General features: G+C 52.1%; 13 protein-coding genes. 2 read left to right on the forward strand and 11 right to left on the reverse strand.

The window, feature by feature from the left end; genetic code table 11:
• Window positions 1-188: 188 nt before the first annotated feature.
• From KTH89_RS09400 to KTH89_RS09425, 6 genes are all read right to left on the reverse strand, one after another.
• Window positions 189-1106 (reverse strand): glycyl-radical enzyme activating protein, encoded by a 918-nt coding sequence (locus KTH89_RS09400; RefSeq protein ID WP_238721455.1) that lies wholly within the window; start codon window positions 1104-1106, stop codon window positions 189-191.
• Window positions 1107-1114: 8 nt separating this feature from the next.
• A complete protein-coding gene (locus tag KTH89_RS09405) occupies window positions 1115-3520 on the reverse strand; it encodes a glycyl radical protein (protein WP_238721456.1) in 2406 nt (801 codons plus the stop codon).
• A gap of 172 nt (window positions 3521-3692) precedes the next feature.
• Window positions 3693-4469, reverse strand: coding sequence for a DeoR/GlpR family DNA-binding transcription regulator (locus tag KTH89_RS09410; protein ID WP_238721457.1), 777 nt, complete (start codon window positions 4467-4469; stop codon window positions 3693-3695).
• Window positions 4466-4840, reverse strand: coding sequence for a metallopeptidase family protein (locus tag KTH89_RS09415; RefSeq protein WP_238721458.1), 375 nt, complete (start codon window positions 4838-4840; stop codon window positions 4466-4468). Before KTH89_RS09415 ends, KTH89_RS09410 begins: the two co-directional genes overlap by 4 nt.
• Window positions 4841-5037: 197 nt before the next feature.
• Window positions 5038-7164 (reverse strand): M56 family metallopeptidase, encoded by a 2127-nt coding sequence (locus KTH89_RS09420; RefSeq protein WP_238721459.1) that lies wholly within the window; start codon window positions 7162-7164, stop codon window positions 5038-5040.
• Between the two features lie 2 nt (window positions 7165-7166).
• Window positions 7167-7529 carry a BlaI/MecI/CopY family transcriptional regulator gene (locus KTH89_RS09425; RefSeq protein WP_238721460.1) on the reverse strand — a complete coding sequence of 121 codons (363 nt, stop codon included), beginning with the start codon at window positions 7527-7529 and terminating at the stop codon, window positions 7167-7169.
• A gap of 855 nt (window positions 7530-8384) precedes the next feature.
• Here KTH89_RS09425 and KTH89_RS09430 point away from each other — a divergent pair.
• The gene (locus KTH89_RS09430; protein ID WP_158345427.1) at window positions 8385-9176 is read left to right on the forward strand and encodes a ZIP family metal transporter; all 792 of its coding nucleotides are present in this window, start codon (window positions 8385-8387) and stop codon (window positions 9174-9176) included.
• 46 nt (window positions 9177-9222) lie between these two features.
• Here the strand turns inward: KTH89_RS09430 and KTH89_RS09435 are convergent, their stop codons facing one another.
• The gene (locus KTH89_RS09435) at window positions 9223-9873 is read right to left on the reverse strand and encodes an ATP-binding cassette domain-containing protein (protein ID WP_238721461.1); all 651 of its coding nucleotides are present in this window, start codon (window positions 9871-9873) and stop codon (window positions 9223-9225) included.
• A complete protein-coding gene (locus KTH89_RS09440) occupies window positions 9863-10627 on the reverse strand; it encodes a hypothetical protein (RefSeq protein WP_238721462.1) in 765 nt (254 codons plus the stop codon). Before KTH89_RS09440 ends, KTH89_RS09435 begins: the two co-directional genes overlap by 11 nt.
• Before the next feature lie 240 nt (window positions 10628-10867).
• Here KTH89_RS09440 and KTH89_RS09445 point away from each other — a divergent pair, with 240 nt between their 5' ends.
• On the forward strand, window positions 10868-12184 hold the full coding sequence (locus KTH89_RS09445; protein WP_238721485.1) for a replication-associated recombination protein A: 1317 nt from the start codon (window positions 10868-10870) through the stop codon (window positions 12182-12184).
• Between the two features lie 22 nt (window positions 12185-12206).
• On the opposite strand, the gene KTH89_RS09450 is transcribed toward KTH89_RS09445, so the two are convergent.
• The 3 genes from KTH89_RS09450 to KTH89_RS09460 form a co-directional block, all read right to left on the reverse strand.
• Complete coding sequence (locus tag KTH89_RS09450; protein ID WP_238721463.1) at window positions 12207-13103, reverse strand: carbohydrate ABC transporter permease; 897 nt, start codon at window positions 13101-13103, stop codon at window positions 12207-12209.
• 13 nt (window positions 13104-13116) lie between these two features.
• Window positions 13117-14094, reverse strand: coding sequence for an ABC transporter permease (locus KTH89_RS09455; protein ID WP_238721464.1), 978 nt, complete (start codon window positions 14092-14094; stop codon window positions 13117-13119).
• 66 nt (window positions 14095-14160) lie between these two features.
• On the reverse strand, window positions 14161-15870 hold the full coding sequence (locus KTH89_RS09460) for an extracellular solute-binding protein (protein WP_238721465.1): 1710 nt from the start codon (window positions 15868-15870) through the stop codon (window positions 14161-14163).
• Window positions 15871-15917 lie beyond the last annotated feature (47 nt).

The raw sequence follows: 15917 nt of genomic DNA on the forward strand, positions 1-15917 counted from the left end.
CACGTCCGACGGGCAAGAGCCTCTGAACCGGGAACACATCACGTGTTCCTGGTGAATAGGCTCGGTTCCTGAACCCGGCTTTCCGATTTCACTTAGCGGGTGCCAGCGCAAGCCCTCCGCGCTCCCGGGGAGACACAAAGGAATCCGGCTGCCCGGAGCATCCCGGGACACCGGCACGCACCCCTGCCTTAAACAGCGGGCATACCCAAACCCGGGGAAGTACCAGCAAATACCTCTTCCAATTCCGCCATGCGCGTTTCCGGTAACGGTTGAACTTCCTCCATGGAATAGGCCATGCCGCAGGAACGGTATTTTCCGCTGCCGTACTGGTGAAACGGCAGCAGGCTTCTGGTCCCGATTCCCAGCCGATCCAGCATACCGGCCATTTTACGCAGAGTTTCGGGCTGATCGTTCATGCCTGGGATAACCGGGATACGGACATGGATATTGGCCCCCGCTGTTTTTAGCTGTTGTAGATTCTGAAGAATCCGTTTATTATCCACGCCGGTCCAGTCCCGATGAATATCCGGGTCCGGGCTTTTAAAATCATAAAGGAACAAATCCGTAAAGGGAAGGATGCCGGATATATTTTCCCAGGGCACATGGCCGGTCGTCTCGACCGCGGTGGAGAAACCCTCCTGACGGCAGGCTTTCAGCAGGCCTTTTGCAAAGTCCGGCTGCAGTAACGGCTCTCCCCCGGAGAGCGTAACCCCGCCCCCGCTCCTTTCATAAAACATGCGGTCCCTTCGGATCACCTGCATGACCTCCTCTATGGTCATCTCCCTGCCTTTGATGAGCAGGGCGTCCGCCGGACAGGCTTCGGCTAATTTTAAGGCTGTCTCCCCGCCGCATTTTAGCCAATGGATCACCGGCTCCCGGCCGTCTGCCGTAATCTCGCCGTCCGCCGAGGCTTTTACACAGGAGAGGCACCGGATGCACCGAGACTGGGAATAAAAGAGCTGCGGCCCGCCGCTCTGGGATTCCGGGTTGGAACACCAACGGCAGCGCAGCGGACATCCTTTCAAAAAGATTACGGTGCGGATGCCGTCCCCATCGTGAATGCTGTATCTTTGTATATCGAACACATTTCCTCTGCTCTCTTCCATCGCTCCTCCTAACATCCTCCATGCACGGTTCTGCTGATGATTTCATCCTGGATGTCTTTATCCAGCTCCACAAAGAACGCGCTGTATCCCGCTACCCGTAACACCAGGCTTCTGTGCCGGTCCGGATGCGCCTGGGCGTCCAGCAGTTTTTCCCTGGTCAGGATATTAAATTGAATATGCATCCCTCCCAGATCGAAATAGGTACGGATCAAATCGACCAGTTTCTGACGGTCTTCCTCCGTTTTCAATACGGACGGGAGAAATTTCATATTATAATTCACTCCGTTTAACGCCTGGGTATGCAGAACTTTTGCCACCGACCTGGCCGCGGCGGTAGGGCCGTGGGTATCCATGCCGTGTTTGGGTGAGATACCTCCGTCTCCCAGGGGAGTCCCCGACAGCCTGCCGCTTGGCAGCGCGCACACCTGCCGTCCCAGCGGCGTGTTAGAGGAAAGGCAGAACAGGCCAGCCCGGAACCGTCCGCCCCGCACCGTTGTTCTGCAGTTCACGCTGTCGCAATACAGCCTGCCCACATAGGCGGTCATGTCATCCGCCTCATCGATGTCGTTTCCATACTTCGGCGCACGGTTTAGCAGAATCTGCCGCAAAACCTCCTGATCCCGGAAATCATTCTGAAGCGCCTCCGCCAGTGTGCGGCGGTCAATCCGCTTCTCCTCATAGACCAGCTTCTTTATGGCGGCGAGGGAATCTCCCACATCGGCGATGCCCACGCCCTGCACGCCGATATAATTATACTTCGCCCCGCCTCTCGTACAGTCCCTTCCATTTTCCAGACAGCCGTCCAGCAGCAGGGAGCTGAAAATGTGAGGGCCATAGTCACCGATTAACTTCTCCGTGCAGTTCAGGGAACACACCAGCATGGATACAAAATAATCCAGCTGTGTCCGGAAAGCGTTCAACAGCTCATCAAAGCTTGCAAAATCCACAAGACTGCCGGTTTTCGGGCCCATCTGCACTCCTGACATCTGGCAGACCCCGTCGAACAGCGCCAGTTCAAAGCATTTGGCAATGTTAAAAAATCCCGCATTGGTGCTGCCCATGGTATTCCCGTAACCGGTGGGCTCCACACATCCAACGATCGCATAATCCAGAGCCTCTTCATGGGTAAGGCCGTCTTTTTCCAGGGCTTCGATAATCAGGTCGTCATTGAAAAACGGCATCTTCCCGCCTTCCTTTTTCACCAGAATTTCAATCACCCTTTTCACATATGCGTCCGGATTCTTGGAAGACAGGCGGATACTGGTATTTGGCTCCGAATTAAATACCGACTCTTCCGCGTCCAGACACACATAGGTAAAATCGCAGACCGCATTCTCTCCATTTTCATCCAGTCCGCCCACCACCACGTTGCAGGCGGTAGAGAACCCTCCGTTATTGCGCACGCTGGAATACGTCCCGGCCTTGATCACATCGCTGTGTTTTACCCAGAGGGCCTCCAGGATCTCCCTGGCTTCCTCCCGCGTCAGGGTCCCCTCCTGTATCTCCCGCTCATAGTAAGGCCGAAAAAGCTGGTCGATCCGGCCGCCCGAGATCGACGAGCCATTCTGATGGCAATAATCAATCAGCATCACGAACCAATAAGACTGTACCGCTTCGTGATAATTCCTGGCCGGATAATACGGAACCTGGCTGCAGACTCCCGCGATCAGTTCCAGTTCCCTTCTCCTCCTGTCATCCTTCTCCTGTTCCGCCATCTTCGATGCCAAAGCGGCAAAGCGAAGCTGAAAGCTCTTAACCCCTTCGATGCAGATCAGGGCCGCCTGATAAAACTGCATTTTTTCCGCATACTCCGGATCACAGTAATCCATCTGCTCCATATACTGCCGGATCTGCGTTTCCACCCGGCAGAACCCGAAGCGCACGATCATTCGTACATCCGGCAGATAATGGCCGTGTCCGCTGCGGGTACGGCTTAAGGGATTAAATACCCGGTATGGGGAATCCAGCACCTCCAGAATCCTGGGGTCAAAATAATACTTGGAACGCTCCCCCGTATTGATGGTTTTCCAATAAGGGAAAATCTCATTCAGCAGATACTCTTTATCTTCCTCCGTAATCTGAAGGGTATCCACCTTTCGCACCGGCATCAGATCCAGTTCCCTTCTGTCGAACATGCCAAATTCCGGAAATACAGGGGCGCACCTGGGCTTCGATGCATGATTTCCTACGATCAGCTCCTCCTGATCGATAAATATAGTCATCTGCTCCAGCAGGTACTTAAGCGCCTTTGCCCGCCGCAGAATATAAGGCTCTCCTTCTGTCCGCCGGTAGCTTTCCGTAACCAGCCTGGCCCGCTCCACGCAGATGGCAGGCTTCACTCCCCGCATTCTTCCATTTAAGAACTCCGTCCGCTCCGCCCGCGTCAGTCCTTTGGGCAGCCATTTTTTATCCATAAAAATTCCCCTTTCTACTATGAAACCAGACAGATCCCGATAAAACCAGATAGATCCTTTTTTTCTTCTATCCCGATCATAGCATCCGCCGGCTGCCCCCGCAATGCCGGCTCTCCTTGTATTTCCGTCAAATAAAAAGAAACCGAAAGTTATCCTCAGATTTCTTTCGGTTTCAGGAAATAATCACCGGTACCAATTCCCCCATACGGCCGCAGTACGCCCGATCTGCCGCCCCATCCGTAATAATCATATCCACCCCGGAAAGCGCGCACACCTCCGACAGATACCGCTTCCCAAGCTTCCCGCCGTCCGCCAGCAGAACCGTCCTCTTGGCGCACTTACGCATGGCCTTTTTCATCATCATCTGGGGATAGCCGATCACCGTAACCCCCGCATCCACATCCACCCCGTTTGCCCCCATAAACAGGATATCCGCGTGATAATCCAAAACTTCCCGCTCCCCGGTCTCACCGGCAGTAGCCGCCAGATTCCCGAACACCTCCCCGCCGATCATGAACAGCCTCACATGATCCAGATTCATCAATTCCCCAGCCGCGATCACAGAATTCGTAACCACCGTTAACGGAACCCCTTCTTCCTTCATCAGCTGTACCAGATACAGGCAGGTAGACGAATCGTCGATCAGAACCGTATCATGGGCCCGCAGCTCCCGGTAAGCCCTTCTCGCTATCGCGATCTTAGCCGCGGCGTTTCTGTACACCGTCTCCCTTGTATCCTTCCGGTAAATACTATCCCCGGCCTTAACCGCTCCCCCATGTACTCTCCTGACCAGCCCTTCCCCTTCCAGCATAGTCAGGTCCTGCCGGACCGTCACTTCCGACACATGCAGGCTCCTGGCCAGATTCGAGATTCTCACGCACTGTTTCTCATCCAATTCCCTTAAAATATAAACCAGCCGCTCCTGCCGGAAATTCCTCTCCGCAGTCACCGTTCATTCCCCCTCTCCTTATACCGGGCGATCTGAATCGCATCCTCAACCTCCAGATCCCTTTCCCCTGCCAGCGACTCCAGGTGATGTCTGAACTCGTGCAGCACCGTCTTACGCACCCTCTTACGAAGCGCCTCCTCCGTCATATATCCGTACACCTGCATAAAAGATCCATAATAAATCGTAATAAATCTTCCCAGATACTTGTCCCTATGATACTCCCCCAAAATGCACAATTCCTCATTCCTGCTCTGCGGATGCAGCTTACGCTCCTCCTTCAGCACAATACCCCCGTTCAACTCCTCAAAAAATTCTTTCGGCATCTCGCCGGCTATCTCATTCAGCATCTCCGAAAACCGATCTATCTCCAAGCAGAATTCCTCACTTTACACTAATCCAACCTCGGGTTACTATTTTCGTACAGTATAACACATAATGGAGGTGGAAAACCACCCGGCGCAGTCAGTCTGAACTGCGCTTCCTTTCCTTTGACAAATTACAGCATATCCAGTTTATAACGAAATATCAACACAAAAAGTTTAATTTTATCAGTTATAACTGATAAAATTCAAAACCCATGATTTATCAATTCCCAAGCAGAATCTTTTGAGCTTCTTGCAACACTGGCAGTGCGTTCGGGATTATGGTTCTTTTTATCTTTACCGGTGAGGACCTTATAAATAATGATGTTGCCGGCCTCGTATTTACCTTCGATACCTGCATTTTGATACAACGCCGAATCATCCGGCATAAGCTCAATAGAGACTACCCCCTCATAATATGGGGCGTCAACTGTGAAATAATTTCGGACAACATCCTCTGTTTGTGCAAGTTCTTCGGCACTAAGGCTCCGGCTATAATTTGCCTCTGCGGCTACTCGGGAAGAATCATCTGTACCGGAATAAACTACATGCTTTGCAAGTGATTCGTAAAGATCATCCGAAAGAACGCTATACCGTCCTTTTGCGCCTGTTTGCAGCACCGCGGTGCCATCGGGCAGACGATAGGCATAATAGTCATGCACCTCATCCGTTTCGGGGAAGCTCCGGCGGATAAGAAAGTATTCCTTCAGCGAGGCAACGTCTACGCCCTCCCATGTCTCCGATTTTACTAAGGCATTCATCAAGATGTCTCTCGCAAGTTTGGAATTTGCCGCCGTACTCCAGGAAAGCGCACTATTTTTATCAAGCATTGCAATGGAGTATTCGACGCTGGAAGCGTCCTGTCTCTCAAGTTCAAAGACAATCCACTTTCCATCTATATTCACTTGGACAAAACCATTCCCAACCGTATATTCACTGCCAACACATCCAAAGTTTGATTGCTCGTGTTCCGTCGGTTTTTTGTTTGGAGAAACATTGGTTTTAATGGTGCCGTCAACTTGATTCGCCGCTCCCATCGGGCCTTCCCTGCCTGTGTCCAGATACAAGTCTCCATGAATCATTACCATAGGGCGCAAAGCGACAATCTCACTCGCTTCACTTGGCTTTAGCTGAATACTGCCGGCAGTCGCCCTTGTGGGGTAAGTTTCTTCTACCTCGCCAATAAACAATACGACATAATCTCCAACTGAGAAATCATCCAAAGAGAGCTGCGTCGGCTTACTGTTTGTGGCAAGGGTAATCAAGGCATCTTTTTCCCATGTTATGATACACCTGTCACCGATCACGCTATTTTCATCTATACCTTCGACCGTCATGCTTTGATTATCTTTGTCTATTTCAAGAATGACAGCATTTACCCCCGCAAAGCCCGGTCTTTCCTCTTTCGGATTCGCCGTCAAGCCCACTCCGACCGATACGGCCGCAATTGCCGACAAAACAACTACCCAAAAGGCCGGCTTTTTATAGTTCAGCACATTTTTGATTCTGCCCCTTGTATCCCCCTCACCAAAGGCAAGAGGGGTGCCTCCTACGATTTTTCTGCCTGTAGCAAGACTCAAAAGCGAGGTGGAATAGTCTTTTTTTACACCATTGCCCAGCTTTTTCACTACCGCTTCATCACAGGACATCTCCATGTCTTTGCCGCTTGCATAAAAGGCAATCCACACAAGCGGATTAAACCAGTGCAGAAGAAGAACAAAGAATCCTGCCAGTTTCACGATATGGTCAAGCCGCCTGATATGGGTCTGCTCATGGAGCAGGATATAGTCACGCTGGGTATCGCCAAGATACGACGGCAAATAAATTTTAGGACGAAAAGCACCTAATACAAAGGCAGTGTCAATTTGATCCGAAAGATAAATATTGTCTCTGTCATGAACAGCGTTTTTCAGTTTCTTTGTTAGCTGTAAGAGCATAGCCAAGCTGTAAATGAGCAAAACTGCAATACCGGCGAGCCACAAAACCCGGCCTGCAAATATCCAAATCTGCACAGGATTAACGCTAGCTGCCGGCGTGGCGGCGGGCAAATTGGAGTTGACGGCGTTATTAAGCGCCGGCAATCCCGTGTTAATCTGGGGTACAGCCATCATTCCAATATCGCTGGGGATTGGGTTCGTATTGGCCGGCAACAGGCTCAATACACTTTCAAAAGAAAAAGGACAAACCAGTCGAAACAGCACCACCGACCAGAGAGCATAGGATAAGACCTTGGGCGATTTTTTCAGCAATATCCGCGCAAGCAGTACAAAGATAATGACAAAGCTTGCCGTAAAGCTCATATTGAGAATTTGTAAGAATAAGGCGTCAAGCATGGCTACCCCTCCTTGTGATTGTCAATAAGCCTCTGAATATCGGCAATCTCTTTTGCCGTCAGCTTTTTTCTGCGAGTAAATGCCGCTAAAAACTGTGGCAGAGAACCGTTAAAGGCATCCTTTAAAAACTGTTCACCCTGCGCGGCGCCAAACTCCGCCTTACTCATCAGCGCCGTAACCGTACCGCTGTTGTTTGCAAAAATCCCCCGGTCGCAAAGCCGTTTCAGCATAGTATAAGTCGTGGTACGCTTCCACGAAAACTCCGCCTCGCACAGCTCTGTGAGTGCACGGGAGCTAACCGGCTCGTTGGCCCAAATCATGTCGGCAAATTTCTGCTCCATTTCCCCCAGTTTATATTGTTCCATAGGATCATCCTCCTGTCGTATACCATTAGACTATAATTAGTCTAACACAAATAGACACTACTGTCCATATGTGGGTGCAGCCGCGGAAGACAAAGTGCGGGCGCAGCCGCCGGGGGGAGGGGGATGGTAAGAATGGGAATCGGAACTGCTTGGGGCTTGCTTGGGAACGGGACAGACGGCGGGAGTGCTTCGCAGAGTCTGGGCGATTCTTCCCTGGGTTTGGGTTGGCCGGCCGATTCAGATGGAGGGACCGTGGGTGGTTTCCGGGGAGGCTCCCGGCTTTGGGACTCTTTTGTGTCTCCTCGGGAGCGCATAGGGCGGCTGAGCACCCGCTTAGGGAAATCGGAAAGCCGAGTTCAGGATGACCGGCGGACTTCACGTCCGACGGGCAAGAGCCTCTGAACCGGGAACACCTCATGTGTTCCTGGTGAATAGGCTCGGTTCCTGAACCCGGCTTTCCGATTTCCCTTAGCGGGTGCCAGCGCAAGCCCTCCGCGCTCCCGGGGAGACACAAAAGAGCCCCAAAGCCGGGAGCCTCCCCGGAAACCGCCCACGGTCCCTCCGTCTGAAGCGGCCGGCCAACCCAAACTCAGGAAGAAGAACCGCCCAGACTCTGCGAAGCACTCCCGCCGTCTGCCCCGTTCCCAAGCAAGCCCCAAGCGGTTCCGATTCCCATTCTTATCATCCCCATCCCCCCGGCCGCCCTCGCGCCTGACCGCTCCGGCCCTTTAAAAAAATCGCCCTCTCCTCCCCCCTTGTATATTTCGGAAAAACAGGTTAAAATGAAGAAAATCCGGTATACTCTTAGATAAAAGTCCGGATTTTGTACTTTAAATTGAAAAGGGGGATTTCGATATGCAATCTGTATTGTGGGCTGCCGGCGGTACCGGGTTTACTTTTCTTATGACCAGTCTGGGCGCAGCTATGGTTTTCTTTTTTCGCAAAAAGTCGAATGTAAATATACAGCGCGTGTTTTTGGGGTTCGCTGCGGGCGTTATGATCGCCGCGTCGGTTTGGTCTTTATTGATTCCGGCTATTGAGGAGGCCGAGGCCTCCGGTATGATCGGTTGGATGCCGGCTGCGGGGGGATTCATTCTGGGGATCGCGTTCCTGATGCTGATGGATAATGTGCTGCCGCATCTGCATCCGGATTCGTCGTCTCCGGAGGGACCTTCCTCCACCTGGAAACGGACAACCCTGCTGGTCCTGGCGGTGACTCTGCATAATATTCCTGAGGGAATGGCGGTTGGCCTTTCTTTTGCACTGGCCGCACAGCACGGCAATGATCCCGCGATGTACGCGGCCGCTATGGCTCTGGCCATCGGCATCGGCATCCAGAACTTTCCGGAGGGCGCGGCGATCTCGCTGCCGCTTCGGCAGGAGGGCGTCTCCACGGGAAGAGCATTCGTATATGGCAGCTTGTCCGGTTTTGTGGAACCCGTGTTCGGTATCCTGACGGTACTGATCGCCGGCGGTATCCAGCCGCTGATGCCCTGGCTTCTGTCCTTCGCCGCCGGAGCCATGCTGTATGTGGTGGTGGAGGAACTGATTCCGGAAGCGCATCTGGGCGAACATTCCCATGTGGGTACCCTGGGCGTCATGGCCGGATTTCTGATTATGATGATTCTTGACGTGGCTTTGGGCTGAATGTAAGGGGCTGTTTTTCACAGCCCCTTTGCTTTGCTCTTTGTCATCAGGCGCCGGCCGATAGACTTCCCTCCGACAGATAGTAGATCTCATCGCTTAATTCTCTTAGAAAACCTTCGTTCCGGTCGCTTATTATAATCAGCGCGTCACGCTCTCTGGCTCTGCGGATCAGATCCATCAGCATATCCACACCTCCCGGATCCAGCTCGGAAGTAGCTCCGTCTAACAGCAGGATATCCGGCTGTTCCATAAATGCGGCGGCGATACCTAACCGCTGGGCCATCTGGGGGGTATACGCCCCATACCGCCTCCGTTCATTGCTTCCCAGTTTTACAAAATCCATCATCTTTCGGATGTGGGTGTTGGATATCTCCCGCCTGACAGCCGCCAGCAGCTGCAGATTTTGGAATCCGGTATATTCTTTTAAGAAGACAGGCCTGCCGATCATGATTCCTACGCTGTCCGGCTGCATAATATCGGTTCCCAGCAGCTTTTGATTAATCTGGATGCTGCCGGAAGTGGGCCGCACCAGGCCGCACAGCATGCTTAGAAATACGGTTTTTCCGGAACCGCTGTCCCCCTGTATTCCATATACTCTGCCGCCTTCAAAGTAGGCGTCTGTCTGGTCTATCACCTTCTGATTATGCAGCACTTTCGTCAGCTGCTCCGTCTCGATTTCCGTATGTTTAATTTTCATCCGCCCTGCTCCCTTCCTCCAGCACATCCAGGTGCTCTCCGCGATATACGCAGACCGGCAGTGTCACCGCAAAGAGAAGCAGGACCTCCCCCAGCAGTATGCCCTGGAAAACAAGCGCCGTACCATCCCCTGTTCCCGACGATGCCAGGTGGGAAAACAGCCCAGCGTTGGCCAGGCGGTACAGCAGACAGAACAGCCCCGGAATTCCTATGGCCGCCGCCATATGTTTGCAGAACATGGAGATCATCAGTCCAAAACCGGCCATCAAACCGCTCAGAATCCATTCTCCGATAAAATATAACAACACGCTCAGAACCGGATTATGTACAAATCCCGGAAGCTCCAGATCCAAATAGCGCCATCGGATCCCGTATTCAGCAGTCATCTGTAACGTTAACGGCACGGTGGCCGCAAACCCACTGGTTAAAAATATGACCGCATACTTGGCCAGTACGTAATTCTTTCTGCCCGTGCGCGTGATGATCTGCTTCCAATATCCGTGTCTGGTCTCCGCAAGATAGGACCAGCCGTAGGGACACATGACCAGCAGCGAACTGATTGCGCGTGTCATCGAAAGCCCTGTACTCCTTACCGAAAGATCTGATGCCCCGCTGCCCGCTACGGCCCCGTTCCCGAGGCTCCAGAGCAGATAAGCGCACTGTATGGCGCCAACCGCCAGTACAGCGCCAAAGGTTATCCACAGATATCTGTTTCTTACCGCTTTTAGAAGCTCTATCCGCATTAATTTTCCCAACCGGCTCCCCCCTTTTCAGGTTACGAACATGATTAAGAATAGTATAACAGAAACCTGTGTCTATTTTGTTTCCGATTTGTTATTATATTTTAGACGATTTCTTATAATTTCCTCTTTTCCTCTCCGGTATGATTTCTTTCACGCCTTTTCTTTCGTTTATTTACATATTGTAAATTGTCCGGCATCTGCTACAATAAATTCATGGACTCCAAATAACATGGAGAAAAGGAAGTGATTGAATTGGAACAGCTTTCCCTCTTTGATGACCGTCCAAAGTCCACCCCTCTGGCCAGCCGTCTGCGGCCGGAATCCCTGAAGGAATTCGTCGGTCAGCAGCACCTGCTGGGCAAGGGCCGGATTCTGCGTCAGCTGATCGAGCAGGATAATATTTCATCTATGATATTCTGGGGGCCTCCCGGTGTCGGGAAAACCACTTTGGCCAGAATCATCGCCGGTACCACCAGAAGTAATTTTGTGGATTTCAGCGCCGTCACCAGCGGAATTAAGGAGATCAAAACCGTGATGGCCCAGGCGGAAGCGAACCGGATGTCCGGGGAGCGTACGCTGCTTTTCGTAGACGAAATTCACCGCTTTAACAAGGCCCAGCAGGACGCCTTTCTCCCCTATGTGGAGAAGGGAAGCATCATTCTGATCGGAGCTACGACGGAGAACCCGTCTTTTGAGATCAACTCCGCTCTTCTGTCCCGCTGCAAGGTTTTCGTACTGCACGCGCTCTCCTCCGACGATCTGTATCTGCTGCTGCAGCACGCCCTGGAATCCGAGCGGGGGCTTGGCAGCCAGAAGATCCGCATCAGTGAAGACCTGCTGCGGATGATCGCCGGATTCGCCAACGGGGACGCCCGCACCGCCTTGAACACCCTGGAAATGGCCGTGATCAACGGGGATATTCAGGGTACGGAAACCGTGGTCACCCCGGAAATCCTGGAACAGTGCATCAGCCGTAAGTCGCTGCTCTATGATAAAAATGGAGAGGAACATTATAACCTGATCTCCGCCCTGCACAAATCCATGCGCAATTCCGACGTTCAGGCCGCGGTCTACTGGCTGGCCCGTATGCTGGAGGCTGGGGAGGACCCGCTCTACGTGGCGCGCCGTCTGATCCGTTTCGCCAGCGAGGATATCGGAATCGCGGACAGCCGCGCGTTAGAGATCGCCGTGGCTGCCTACCAGGCCTGCCACTTTAACGGGATGCCCGAGTGCAACGTGAATCTGACCCACGCAGTCACCTATCTGACGCTGGCTCCCAAATCCAACGCGCTGTATGTGGCCTACGAGGAAGCCAAAACGGACGCGCTGCAGATGCTGGCGGAGCCGGTACCCCTGCAGATCCGCAATGCCCCCACGAAGCTGATGCACGATCTGGATTATGGCAAGGGTTACCAGTACGCCCACGACACCGCTGAAAAACTGACCTCCATGCAGTGTCTGCCGGATTCCCTCTCAGGGCGGAACTATTACCGTCCTACCGGCCAGGGAATGGAGGCTGAGGCAAAAGAGAAAATGGAACGCATCGAGGAACTGAGGAAGCGGCTGTGACGCTGCGGACCAGGCGGCATACTTATCCTTTTACGGAGCCGATCATCATACCGGTCGCGAAATATTTCTGCATAAATGGATAAATACACATAATGGGAAGCACGGCAACCACCATAGTCGCCAGCTGCAGCGTTGTGGAGCTGACGCCGCTTACATTAGCCAGATCCGCCACCCCGGAGCTTGCGGCCATATTTTCCATGGTCTCCTGGGCCTTTATCATTTTCACGAACAGATAAGAGAGTGTGTTCAGACTCTCATTTTTGACATAGAGCATGTTATCGTACCACGCGTTCCAGTTGAATACCGCGGTAAACAGCCCTACTGCCGCCAGCACCGGTTTGGACAGCGGCAGCACGATGCGCGTATAGATGGTAAATTCCCTGGCGCCGTCTATACGCGCCGACTCAAACAGGCTCTCCGGCAGTCCTTTGAAAAAAGAAATAAATATCTGGGCATAAAACGCATTGAACACTCCCGGAAGGATGTACACCAAAAAGTTGTTGATGAGCCCATAGCTGCGGATAGCAAGGAAAACGGGAATGATGCCTCCATTGAAGAACATGGCGATCAGCAGCAGTATCATATAGAATTTACGAAGTTTCAGATAGGATTTGCTGGCCGCATACGCGAACATAGAGGTGACCAGCAGACTTAAGGCGGTGGACAGCGCCGTACGGGCCACCGAGACGCCAAAGGCCCGCCAGATAGACAAATTCTTGAATACCTGGGTGTAATTCGCCAGTGTGAATTTACGCGGCCAAAAGTAAACGCCTCCCATCATCGCGTCTTTTCCGTCGTTGAAGGATAGAACGACCGCGTTCCAGAACGGAAACAGCATCACAAAGGTAAGCAACGCAAGTATCAGGTATATCATCACATCCGGCAAACCAAATTTTTGCCAGCTCTTTCGATTATTCATATAGGCTCCCCCCTTAAAAATAGCTCTCGCCCGTGGTCAGCTTACTGATCGCGTTGGATGTCACCAGCAGGATAGACGCTACGATAGATTGGAGCAGGCCGATTGCCGTCGCGTAAGAAAACCGCCCCATAGAAACTCCCATTTTCAGCACATATGTGTCCAGGATCTCTGAGCGCGGCTGGTTTAAGGAATTCATCAGGTTGTAACTGATGTCAAAGTTGGAACCGCCCCGCAGCAGATTCCCTACGTTGATAATCAGCAATATCATCACCGTCGGCAAAATCGCAGGCATGGTGACATGCAGAATCCGCTTGAACCGGCCCGCTCCGTCTATTACCGCCGCCTCCGTAACTTCCTGGTCCACGTTAGCCATGGCCGCCAGGTAAATGATGGACGAATATCCCAGGTTTTTCCAGACGTCCAGCGTTATGGATATTCCCCAGAACGCTTCCGGCTTCCCCAGAAAAAAATAGGGGTCTTTTAAAATTCCGGCCGATACCAGCAATCCATTGATAAAGCCATTGGGCGACAGCCAGGTCGTGGCCATAAGCGCGACTACGGACCAGGCCAGGAAATATGGAAAGTAACTGATGGTCTGAACCGTTTTCTTGAACTTGGTATGTACCACCTCATTCAGCAGAAGGGCAAAAATAACCGGCAGGGGAATGGTGAAAAAGGCTTTGATAAAGGAGAGGCCCACCGTATTCCAGAGCACGGGAAGCACATTGGGGTCCGTAAAAAACATTTTAAAATGTTTCAATCCCACCCAGGCGCTTCCCCAGATACCGGAATTTAGTTTATAATCCTTGAATGCGATCTGCAGGCCAAACAGAGGGATAATCGCGAACAGAGCCAGCGCCAGCAGCGCGGGCACCACCATCAGCTGTAATTCCCATTGACGTCTCAGTTGATGCCAGAAGCTTTGTTTTTTAGCTTTCGGCAGGTTCTGCTTTTCTGCGGTCCGGCCTTCCTTCCCATTTTGATGTTTCATGTACGCTAACCTCCTACTTTCGTTCCCGGTCCGGTATTTTCGGGCCGGGAACGTTTTAAGTTATGATTATTGTCCGATACCAAGCGATACCCAGTGATCATAGTTCGCCTGGAAATATTCGCAAAGGGTGTCCACGCCGGAGTGCTTCATATCACTGATAAACTTATCATAGGCGGTCTCGAAATCCGCTTCTGTTTCCGCCACGCATACCGCGGCCGTCCCCGATGCCCAGGTGCTGTAGATCTGCTCCCGAAGCGCCAGCTCATCCGTGTTCGTCAACGCGTAGGTCAAATCAGAGAGCATTTCATTCTGCTGATGGGGAGTCATCACCTCAAAATCCTTCAGCATTCCCGGGTAAGCGCTGTAGGTATTATGAGCTCCATACACAATCGCCCAGTTAGAAGTAAGCCACGCGAAATTGTAGTTATAAACTCCCAGCTCCCGCTGCAGCTTCTCCATACTTTCCGCTTCGGTTTTTATTTTCAGTTCCGTCTCCTTCGGACGGCCGTGCTCATCCGGTTCCCAGGTAAGTCCTTCCGTGCCATAACGCTGCAGGATCTGTCCCTCGTCTCCCATAAGAAAATCGATATATTGGATACACCGGTCGGGATGTTCCGTATCCTTTGTGATAAAGACGCCCTGATAACCGGTACTGTAATAATCGTCGTGGATCTTAAGCTGATCGGCGGAACGCCCGTCCGGCATAGGATATTCGATCGTCTCAAAGTTCAGCTCATTGACCTTGCCCGTCCCTTGGAGCAATGCCCAGTAATAGCCCCAATAACTGAGCATATCCTGATCCGCGTATGCCGCCTTTTTCTGGTCGTTTTTGAATGCCCACTGCTCCGGATTAATCAGGCCCTTCCGGTACCATTCGTTATAAGTTCGGAGCGCTTCTTTATAATAGGGCTGCATAAACGTCATTTCCACCTTGCCGTTGGAGTACTCGAAATGGTCATTGGTAGCCCCGTACATACGGGCCAGCAGATTCAGCATGGAATTATGGCTCCAGGGCGTGGTCGGCGCGTAATCATAGATAGGATTGTTGATTTCGGGATGTTTATCCTTCATCTGCACAACTGCATCCGTATACTTGTCAAGCGTGCTTACATCGGGCCTGCCGATCTCATCGTAATACTTTTTATTCATGGACACACTGATAGATCCCCGGCTGTTCAGTATCTGGTCACCATATCTGTTCTCATCCCCGAAGAAACTGACGGTACAATAAAATTTCCCGTCGGGTTCCGTATATATTTTATCCATATTCTTAGGCATAATCTCGCCCAAATGGGGCGCGTACTGTTCGATCAGATCGTTGTACGGCAGCACAAATCCCTGATCCACCAGCAGCGGACGTACCGGCCCGTTCGCCGGTGTTATGATAAAATCCGGAAGCTTTTCGCCGGAGGCCAGCATCGTGTTCAGCTCCATATTATCTGTCGTGGTGGCGTACTGGATATCCAGCGTGACGCCGGTCAGCTCCGTAATCTTTTTGGAGGTGGGATCATCGCCCCATTTCCAGTCCGTAGGCATCATCACGCTATTTACAAACGCAGTAAGGGTGACCGGCTCCTTGCTGTACTCCGACGTGTCGGCGGCTGCAGACTGCTGGCCGGCGTCGCCGGCAGTTTCCTGCTCACCGGCAGCGGCCTCCGGTAAGTCCTTTCTTGCCGGTACATCGGTGTCGCTGCTCCCCCCGCAGCCGGCCAGGCTAAACGCCAATAAAACCAGAGATAGTGTACAGGCAACAACTCTTTTCATTTTCTTTTTCATCCAATAATCCTCCTTTTCACACATAAATCAGAATAAACAGCAACCCA

The organism is Diplocloster agilis, assembly GCF_019042275.1.
In the GTDB taxonomy this organism is placed as follows: domain Bacteria; phylum Bacillota; class Clostridia; order Lachnospirales; family Lachnospiraceae; genus Diplocloster; species Diplocloster agilis.

What these genes read in the sequence shown, in the direction of transcription:
- KTH89_RS09405 (WP_238721456.1), bottom strand. Translation starts at nt 3,520, where the DNA reads ATGGATAAAAAATGGCTGCCCAAAGGACTGACGCGGGCGGAGCGGACG.
- KTH89_RS09400 (WP_238721455.1), bottom strand. Translation starts at nt 1,106, where the DNA reads ATGGAAGAGAGCAGAGGAAATGTGTTCGATATACAAAGATACAGCATT.
- KTH89_RS09450 (WP_238721463.1), bottom strand. Translation starts at nt 13,103, where the DNA reads ATGAATAATCGAAAGAGCTGGCAAAAATTTGGTTTGCCGGATGTGATG.
- KTH89_RS09455 (WP_238721464.1), bottom strand. Translation starts at nt 14,094, where the DNA reads ATGAAACATCAAAATGGGAAGGAAGGCCGGACCGCAGAAAAGCAGAAC.
- KTH89_RS09425 (WP_238721460.1), bottom strand. Translation starts at nt 7,529, where the DNA reads ATGGAACAATATAAACTGGGGGAAATGGAGCAGAAATTTGCCGACATG.
- KTH89_RS09420 (WP_238721459.1), bottom strand. Translation starts at nt 7,164, where the DNA reads ATGCTTGACGCCTTATTCTTACAAATTCTCAATATGAGCTTTACGGCA.
- KTH89_RS09435 (WP_238721461.1), bottom strand. Translation starts at nt 9,873, where the DNA reads ATGAAAATTAAACATACGGAAATCGAGACGGAGCAGCTGACGAAAGTG.
- KTH89_RS09460 (WP_238721465.1), bottom strand. Translation starts at nt 15,870, where the DNA reads ATGAAAAAGAAAATGAAAAGAGTTGTTGCCTGTACACTATCTCTGGTT.
- KTH89_RS09430 (WP_158345427.1), top strand. Translation starts at nt 8,385, where the DNA reads ATGCAATCTGTATTGTGGGCTGCCGGCGGTACCGGGTTTACTTTTCTT.